Origin of the sequence: Micromonospora sp. M51 (assembly GCF_018070305.1) — a bacterium.
Classification (GTDB): Bacteria; Actinomycetota; Actinomycetes; order Mycobacteriales; family Micromonosporaceae; genus Micromonospora; species Micromonospora parva.
Genome location: NZ_JAGPXZ010000197.1, coordinates 1 through 8,638, shown reverse-complemented (window position 1 = coordinate 8,638; position 8,638 = coordinate 1). Strand labels below are relative to the sequence as shown.

General features: G+C 71.7%; 6 protein-coding genes and 1 pseudogene. 2 read left to right on the top strand and 5 right to left on the bottom strand.

Annotation, left to right across the window (positions count from 1 at the left end; genetic code table 11):
* The first annotated feature begins 64 nt into the window (after positions 1 to 64).
* Positions 65 to 3,655 (top strand): discoidin domain-containing protein, encoded by a 3,591-nt coding sequence (locus tag KBX53_RS13250; protein ID WP_210859479.1) that lies wholly within the window; start codon positions 65 to 67, stop codon positions 3,653 to 3,655.
* Position 3,656: 1 nt separating this feature from the next.
* Here KBX53_RS13250 and KBX53_RS13245 read toward each other — a convergent pair whose 3' ends face one another.
* Positions 3,657 to 4,457, bottom strand: coding sequence for a crotonase/enoyl-CoA hydratase family protein (locus tag KBX53_RS13245; protein WP_210859477.1), 801 nt, complete (start codon positions 4,455 to 4,457; stop codon positions 3,657 to 3,659).
* 184 nt (positions 4,458 to 4,641) lie between these two features.
* Between KBX53_RS13245 and KBX53_RS13240 the strand changes: the two genes are divergently transcribed.
* The gene (locus KBX53_RS13240) at positions 4,642 to 5,496 is read left to right on the top strand and encodes a Rieske 2Fe-2S domain-containing protein (protein WP_030332264.1); all 855 of its coding nucleotides are present in this window, start codon (positions 4,642 to 4,644) and stop codon (positions 5,494 to 5,496) included.
* Positions 5,497 to 6,321: 825 nt separating this feature from the next.
* On the opposite strand, the pseudogene KBX53_RS13235 reads toward KBX53_RS13240, so the two are convergent.
* The 4 genes and pseudogenes from KBX53_RS13235 to KBX53_RS13220 all read right to left on the bottom strand — a co-directional run.
* Positions 6,322 to 7,389 (bottom strand): annotated as a pseudogene (locus tag KBX53_RS13235) (LysM peptidoglycan-binding domain-containing protein); the annotation flags it as partial.
* A gap of 14 nt (positions 7,390 to 7,403) precedes the next feature.
* The gene (locus KBX53_RS13230) at positions 7,404 to 7,853 is read right to left on the bottom strand and encodes a pilus assembly protein TadG-related protein (RefSeq protein WP_210859475.1); all 450 of its coding nucleotides are present in this window, start codon (positions 7,851 to 7,853) and stop codon (positions 7,404 to 7,406) included.
* Entirely contained in the window at positions 7,850 to 8,317 is a 468-nt protein-coding gene (locus KBX53_RS13225) for a TadE/TadG family type IV pilus assembly protein (protein ID WP_030332270.1), read from the bottom strand. The genes KBX53_RS13230 and KBX53_RS13225 overlap by 4 nt, the downstream gene beginning before the upstream one ends.
* Positions 8,314 to 8,638: pilus assembly protein (locus KBX53_RS13220; protein ID WP_210859473.1), on the bottom strand; the 325-nt coding region annotated here is incomplete at its 5' end. The genes KBX53_RS13225 and KBX53_RS13220, both read right to left, overlap by 4 nt.

The following is an 8,638-nucleotide window of genomic DNA, read 5'->3' as shown; positions in this document are numbered from 1 at the left end:
GCCCCACCCCGTCCCCGCCACCACCCGCACCGGTCGACGGCTGCTCGCCGGTGCGCTCGCCGGAATGCTTCTCGTCACCGCGCCGGTCGTCACCCCCACGGCCGGCGCGGCACCGAAGGCCGACCCCTCCGCCGCAGCCGCTCGCGTGGCCATGCTCGCCGGCCTTTCCGCGACCATGACCGCCAGCAGCTACAACCAGAACTACGTCGCGGTCAACGCCAACGACGGCAACGCCTCGACCTACTGGGAAAGCGCCAACAACGCGTTCCCGCAGTGGATCCAGGCGGACCTGGGCGCCACCGTCACCGTGGATCGGGTGGTGCTGAAACTGCCGCCCTCGTCGGACTGGCAGACCCGCACGCAGACCCTGTCGGTGCTGGGCTCGACCAACGGCTCGTCCTTCACCACCCTGAAGGCGTCCGCCGGCTACACGTTCAATCCGAGCAGCGGCAACACCGCCACCGTCAGCTTCACCGCCGCCAGCACCCGCTACGTACGCGTGCAGGTCACCGGCAATACCGGCTGGCCGGCCGCGCAGTTCTCCGAGGTGGAGGTGTACGGCGCCACCGGCAGCACCGACACCCAGGCCCCGAGCGTCCCGGGCAACCTGGCGTACACCCAGCCGGCCAGCGGGCAGATCCGGCTCACCTGGTCGGCGTCGACCGACAACGTCGCTGTGACGGGCTACGACATCTACGCCAACGGCGCGCTGCGCGGCAGCGTCAACGGCTCGACAGTGACGTACACCGACAACCAGGCGGACAGCGCCACCGTCTCGTACTACGTGCGGGCCAAGGACGCGGCCGGCAACCAGTCGGCGAACAGCAACACCGTGACCCGGACCGGCACCGGCACCCCACCGACCGGGAGCAACCTGGCGGTCGGTAAGCCGATCACCGCCTCCGGGTTCGTGCACACGTTCGTGGCCACCAACGCCAACGACAACAACGTGGCCACCTACTGGGAGGGCAACGGCAACCCGAGCACGCTGACCGTGCAGCTCGGCGCGAACGCCAGCCTCAGCCAGATCGTGCTGAAGCTCAACCCGGACTCGGCGTGGGGCACGCGTACCCAGAACATCACGGTGCTCGGCCGGGACCAGGCCTCGTCGTCCTTCACCACACTGGTCGGGGCGGCGAACTACACCTTCAACCCGGGCAGCGGCAACACGGTGACCATCCCGGTCTCCGGCGCGGCCGCCGACGTACGGCTCTCGATCGCCTCGAACACCGGCGCACCGGCCGGGCAGGTGGCCGAGTTCCAGGTCTTCGGCACCCCCGCGCCGAACCCGGACCTGACCGTCACCGGCATGTCGTTCAGCCCGTCCGCCCCCGTGGAGACCAGCACCATCACGCTCTCCGCGACGGTGCGCAACGCCGGTTCGGCGGCCTCCGGGGCGACGAACGTCAACTTCTACCTGGGCGCCACCCGGGTCGGCACCGCGTCGGTCGGCAGCCTCGCGGCCGGCGCGTCGACGACTGTCAGCGCCAGCATCGGCACCCGCGACTCGGGCAGCTACCCGCTGAGCGCGAAGGTCGACGAGTCGAACACCGTCGTCGAGTCCGACGACACCAACAACAGCTACTCCAACCCCAGCCCGCTGGTGGTCGGTGCGGTGGCCAGCTCCGACCTGGTCGCCTCGGCCGTCGACTGGTCGCCGGGCAACCCGCCGCCGGGCAGCACCGTCACCTTCTCCGTGTCGATCCGCAACGCCGGCAACCAGGCGTCCGCGTCGGGCGCGCACGGCATCACGCTCACCGTGCTCAACGAGTCCGGCACCGCCGTCCGGACCCTGACCGGCTCCTACTCCGGCGTGATCAACGCCGGTGCGACGGTCGGACCGGTCAACCTGGGCACCTGGACCGCCGCGAACGGCAAGTACACCGTCCGGGTGGTGCTCGCCGTGGACGGCAACGAACTGCCGGTCAAGCAGACCAACAACACCACCGACCGCCCGCTCTTCGTGGGGCGCGGTGCGAACCTCGGCTACGACATGTACGAGGCCGAGGACGGCACCACCGGCGGCGGCGCCGGGCAGGTCGGCCCGAACCGGGACATCGGCAACCTCGGCGGCGAGGCGTCCGGGCGTCGGGCGGTCACCCTGAACAGCACCGGCGCGTACGTCGAGTGGACCACCCGGGCGGCGACCAACACCCTGGTCACCCGCTTCTCGATTCCCGACGCACCGGGCGGCGGGGGGATCGACTCGACGCTGAACATCTACGTCAACGGCACCCTCCACAAGCCGATCAACCTGACCTCCAAGCACATCTGGTTGTACGGCGCGGAGGCCAGCCCGAGTGACTCGCCGAGTGCCGGCCCGCCTCGCCACCTGTACGACGAGGCGAACGTGATGCTGAACTCGACCATCCCGGCCGGCAGCAGGATCCGTCTGCAGAAGGACCCGGCCAACACCACCACGTACGCGATCGACTTCGTCAACCTGGAGCTGGTCGCACCCCGGGCCAACCCGGACCCGGCCCGTTACCGGGTGCCGTCCGGCTTCAGCCACCAGGACGTGCAGAACGCGCTGGACGCGGTCCGGATGGACACCACCGGCAACCTGGTCGGCGTCTACCTGCCGGCCGGCACCTACGAGACCGCCCAGAAGTTCCAGGTGTACGGCAAGCCGATCACCGTGACGGGCGCGGGCATGTGGTATACCCGCTTCCAGACGCCGACCGGCCAGCAGAACACCGACGCGGGCTTCCGGGTGGAGTCCTCGGCCAGCGGGTCGTCCTTCTCGCACCTGGCCTTCTTCGGCAACTACACCAACCGGATCGACGGGCCGGGCAAGGTGTGGGGTGAGCTGAAGGACGTCGACAACATGACCCTGGACAGTGTCTGGGTCGAGCACACCGTCTGCGCGTACTGGGGGGTGAGCGTCAGCGGGCTCACCATCAAGAACAGCCGCTTCCGCAACACCTTCGCCGACGGGGTGAACCTGACCAACGGGAGCACCAACAACCTGATCACCAACACCGAGGGGCGGTCGAACGGCGATGACGCGTTCGCTCTCTTCTCGGCGACCGACCAGGGTGCCTCGGTCGGCAACAACGGCAACGTGTTCGAGAACCTGACGGCCACGCTGACGTGGCGGGCGGCCGGGTTGGCGGTCTACGGCGGCTACAACAACATCTTCCGCAACCTCTACATCGCGGACATGTTGACGTACTCCGGGATCACCATCAGCTCGCTGGACTTCGGCTACCCGTTCATCGGGTTCGGGGCCAGCCCGCCCACCCAGTTCCAGAACATCTCGATCGTCAGAGCCGGCGGACACTTCTGGGGCTCCCAGACGTTCCCCGCGATCTGGGTCTTCTCCGCATCCAAGGAGTTCCGCGGCATCCGGGTGTCCGACGTGGACATCGTCGACCCGACGTACACCGGGATCATGTTCCAGACCAAGTACAACGGGTCGCAGCCGGAGAACCCGATCACCGACACGGTCTTCACCAACGTCTCGATCAGCGGCGTCGGCAAGAGCGGTGACGCGTACGACGCGAAGTCCGGCTTCGCGATCTGGGCCAACGAGATGCCGGAACCCGGTCAGGGCCCGGCGGTCGGCTCGGTCACCTTCACCAACCTGCGGCTGACCAACAACTACCAGGACATCCGCAACACCACGACAACCTTCACCATCAACCGCAACTGAGCTAGCGCGTGGTCGACGCCGTCGGGAGGGTCCCCTCTTCCGGCGGCGTCGTGCCGTGCCGGCCCGCGCCGGCGGCAAACCGGGCCGCACCGGCCAGCGCGTCCGCCGCCAGCGAGTCCATCCCGTACGCCAACTCGGTCGCCAGCGCCTCCGGCTCCGGCCGCCCCGCGCCGGCCAGCACCGCGGCCCGGTCGTTGCGCAGGCAGGTCTGCGGGTGCCGGGCGATCGACGCCGCCAACTCCTCGGCCGCCGCCCGCGCCTGGCCGGGTGGCACCACCCGGTTGACCAACCCCATCGTGTACGCCTCGTCGGCCGGCACCGGGCGGCCGGTGAGGATCAGGTCCATCGCCCGGCTCTCGCCGATCAACCGGGGCAGCCGGACGGTGCCGCCATCGATCAACGGCACTCCCCAGCGGCGGCAGAACACCCCGAGGGTCGCATCGGACTCGGCGACCCGCAGGTCACACCAGAGCGCCAACTCCAGGCCGCCGGCCACCGCGTACCCGGAGATCGCCGCGATCACCGGTTTGCTGAGCGTCATCCGGGTCGGACCCATCGGGCCGTCCCCCTCCGGCTCCACCCGGTTGCCGCTCGGCGTGCCGATCGCCGTGAGGTCGGCACCGGAGCAGAACGTGCCCCCGGCACCCCAGAGCACCGCCACCGCCGAGTCCGGGTCGGCCTCGAAGGCCCGGAACGCGTCCGCCAGCGACCGCGCGGTGGGACCGTCGACGGCGTTCCGCGTCGCCGGCCGATCCAGCACCACTGTGCTGACCGGTCCACGCCGCTCCACCCGCACACCCATCCCGCCAGCATGCCCGGCCCGCCGCACCCCCACAATCCCCGTCGATCTTGCACTTCCGGGTGGCGTTATGCGGTTTGTGCCCCGGACCCTCGGCGCAGGGCCTGCGCGATCGGCGGCATGGGGGTGCGGCAGGTTTGTCGCCGCCGACCGGTTTGCGACGACGATCGCCGGGAAGTCGGTACTCGTGCGAGCACTATTGACGAAAGTTGAGCAGGACTCCCGGCTGGATGGCGCGGGTGACCGGTTGCAGAAGGTCGTCCTGGGGACGCTGCGTCCGCGCCGGCTGCGCGATCTGCTGCACGGGGTGACCCTCGGGCACCCGCTGCACCCGGCGATGGTGCAGGTGCCGGTCGGTGCGTGGATCAGCGCCGCGGTGCTGGACCTCATGCCCGGGCAGCGCCGGCCGGCCGCCGTGCTGGTCGGTCTGGGCACGGTCAGCGCGCTGCCAGCGGCCGTCGCCGGTCTGAACGACTGGGCGGCGCTCGCCCGGGACCAGCGTCGGGTCGGCCTGGTGCACGCCGCCGCCAACACCGTCGGCATGGCGATCTACGCCGGCTCGCTGGCCGCTCGGATGTCCGGCCGCCACGGGATGGGCCGCGCGCTCGGCTTCCTCGGGCTCTCCACCGTGAGCCTGGGGGCGTACATCGGGGGTCACCTCGCGTACAAGCAGGGGGCGCAGGTCAACCAGAGCATCTCCGAGCTGCACCGGATGACCGACGGTTGGCACTCGTTGGCCGACATGGCGACGTTGCCGCAACGCACCCTGATCACCCGGGAGGTGGACGACAACATCTCGGTGATCCTCTACCGGCACGGTGACGAGGTGACGGTGATGTTGGAGCGCTGCCCGCACCAGAGCGGGCCGCTCGGCGAGGGCGAAGTGCAGGAGATCGACGGTCACGCCTGTGTGGTCTGCCCGTGGCACGGCAGCGCGTTCCGGCTCAACGGCGGCGAGGTAGTGCAGGGGCCGTCCGGCAACGACCAGCAGGTCCTGCCCACCCGGATCCAGAACGGCGTGCTCCAGACCCGCCTGCCCTGACCACCGGCCGCGACCGCCGCTCTGGTCGGCGGCGATGCTCGTGCACGGACCCCATCGAGCGGGCCGGCCCGCGACACGTCGGCGCACCTGATAACACTCCGTGGCGACCCCGGAGGCAATGACACGCTCGACGCCGATGCCTGTGGGTCATCTTTATGACTCACAGGCATCTCGCTTCCCGAGGAATTGCCTCGGGGCGCTCCCGCTGCGGCCGGATGACCAGACCGTCGCCACCGTGCTGGCCGGTCGCCGTGGCCAGGCGGCACACCCCCGCACCAGACGCGGAGCCTGAACAGGGCCAGCCGTGCGACAGCGTCGCGCGGGTCGATCGCCTCAGCTGCGTCGGTGGCGGCCGACCGGCGGTCCGTCCGGTACGGAATCCAACCCGTGCTCACCGTTGAACAGCCCGCCTTCGGCACCGGCGCCGGCCCAGCCGTCGTCGCCACTCCACTCGCCAGCGCCGTCGGTAGCCATTCCGCCGCCGGCGGGTGCCGCGCCGCTGCGGGAGGATGCCGTGCCGCCGCCGGCGGGTGCCGCGCCGCTGCCGGTAGGTGCGACGCCGCTGCCATTAGGCGTCATCCCGGTGCCGCCAAGTGCGAGATCGTTCCCGCCCGGTGCCGCGCCACCGGTCGGTGTCGAGGGGCCCTCGATGGCCGCCGCCCGGCTGGCAGCCCACGCGGCCCCGCTGCCGGCCGCCCCACCACTGGTCAGCCGGCCCGCCCCGCCGGTGCTCAGCCCTGCCCCATCGCCGCTCCGGCCCGCCCCGCCGGTGCTCCGGCCCGCCCCGCCGCTGCTGCTCCGGCCCGCCCCGCCTCGGGGTCTGCGGGAGGGAGCGGCCAGCCGGGGAGCGCCGGCTGCGGTGGCCGGGCGGCGGCGCAGTCCCAGGACAGCGCCGATCTGGGCGCCGACGATGCTCGCCACGGCCAGTACGGCGGAGACCGCCAGCGGGCGGTTCACCCGATCGACGTCACCGGCCCGGGCCGCGCCGACCGTCATCGCGGGCGGCTGGCCCGTCGACTGCGTACCGCTGGGTGGTGCCGGGGTCACCCGCGGGGGTGCGGCCTGCTCGGGTGCTGGCCGGGGCGCGGGCGGCTTCGGCGCCGTGGGCCGGTCGACGAGCCGGCCGGTGGCGTGCTGCCGGGCCCCCTGGTCGGTGGCCTCGGTGGGCAGTCGGAGTAGTTGGCCGGGGCGGATCCGGTCCGGGTCGTCGAGCTTGTTCAGCTTGGCGAGCTGCCGGTAGTCGCCGAACTCGTCCAGGTACCGCTCGGCCACCTCCCCGAGGTAGTCGCCCCGCGCCACCCGGTACACCGGTGCGGCCTCGTCGGTCGCCGCCGGGCCGCCGGGTGCGGCGAGCCCTGCCCCGGCCAGGCCGAGCAGCCCGCCCTGGGCCACCGGCGCGGCAGTGTCCGGTGTCGTCGCGGCGCGGGTCGGCGCGGCCAGCGTGGTGACGGCCGGTGCGCCCGGATTCGCGTACGCCGGAGCTCCATAGACCGCCGCGGCGCTGGCGGCGGCCGGGCTCGCCACCAGGATCAGCGCCACCGAGCCGACCAGCGCGGCGGCGGCCTTCTGCTGGCGGCCCATTCCGGGCAGCTTCGGCGCCGGCCGGCGCAGGGTCTGCGCGCCCAGCTCGACGAGGACGGAGAAGGCGAACGTGGCCCAGCCGAACCAACCCGCAACGGCCAACGCCCGCAGGAAGAGCTGGCCGTCGTCCCGGCTGGTCAGCGCGGTTCCCACCTCCCCGAGGGTGGGCAGGTGATCGGGCAGGGGGTTACCGGCGAAGGCGAGCAACGCGATCGGCGCGCCGACCAGCAGCACCAGGAGCACGGCCAGTGCGCCGATGCCGGTGAGGATTCGTCCGGTCCGCCGTACCACGGACCCACCCGATACGGGCATGGCTGCCTTCCTTCCTACGGTGCTGCGGTGATGGCACGTGCGGTCGCCTCGCCGGTGACGGTGACCGTCTTGTCCTGGACGAACGGTCCGAGCATCGAGCGGTGGTAGGTGATGGAGACGGTCACCCGGATCAGGATCTCCCCGTCGACCTCGGGAAAGCTCACGGTGTGGCCGGCGGCCTTCGCGGCGGCCAGGTAGTCGGCGACCGCCACGCGTGCCTGCGGCTGGTCGATCCGTTTCGGGCCGCCCTCGATGGCGGTGGCCCGGTCGATGGCCTGACCGCCGGCCCGAGCCGCCTCGGCGGCCAGGTTCTGGGCCCGTTGCAGGGTGCGGAGCTGACCGGCGCCGTCGAAGGAGAGACCGATGATGGCCAGTACGCCGATCATCGTCACCGCGAGAAAGATGCTCACCCGGCCGTGCTCACCGGCCCGCGCGGGCCCGGCGGCCGACGTGGTGGCCGTCATCGCCGACTCCGGTAACGGTCGAGCGGGGAGGTGAACTGCCCGGTGATCAGCCGTTCACTCGTCATCCCAGGCAGGATGTCGAGGGTGATGTCCCGGAAGGACACCCGGCAGCTGATCGTCACCGTCACCGTGGCGTCCGTACCGACCGAGCTGCTGAAGGCGTCGTCGAACCCGGAGTCCTTGCCGGCGATCGAGCCGGTGAACGTCGGCTCCAGGTCGTTGGCGCAGGCCAGGCCGTGCCAGTCCAGCTGTTTCCGGGCGGCCTCCAACGCCGCTGTCTTGGCCGTGGCGGAACTGCGGGAGATCGAGGCCGCCCGGGCGGCGTCGTGCGCGGCCGCGTCGAGCGCCTCCGCCGCCACCGCGCTGCGCCCGACCACGCCGGCCAGCACCATCAGCGCGATGAACGCGGGCGCCAGCACCGCCACCTCGATGGAGACCGAGCCCCGCTCGGCGGCCCGGGTCATGGCGGGGTCACCCTCTCCACCGTGCCGTGGGCGGTCTGCTGTATCGCGAAGTCCACGCCGGGCACCACGGACAGCGAGCGGCCGCTCACCGTGCAGGTCACCTCGGTCGGGCTGGTCACGCAGGTCGGGCCGGCCTTGTCCCAGCCCACCAGCCAGCCACCGGCGGCTCGCAGGAAGCGGGAGGCGCTCTCCACCCCGGCGCCGTCGGGCGCCTCATAGGTCCGCTGCGCGTTGACGCCACTCTGCGCCGCGTTCATCGCGGTGGAGCGGGCCAGGAAGACGGCCGCGACCTGGATCGAGGCGAAGAGCAGCACCAGGATC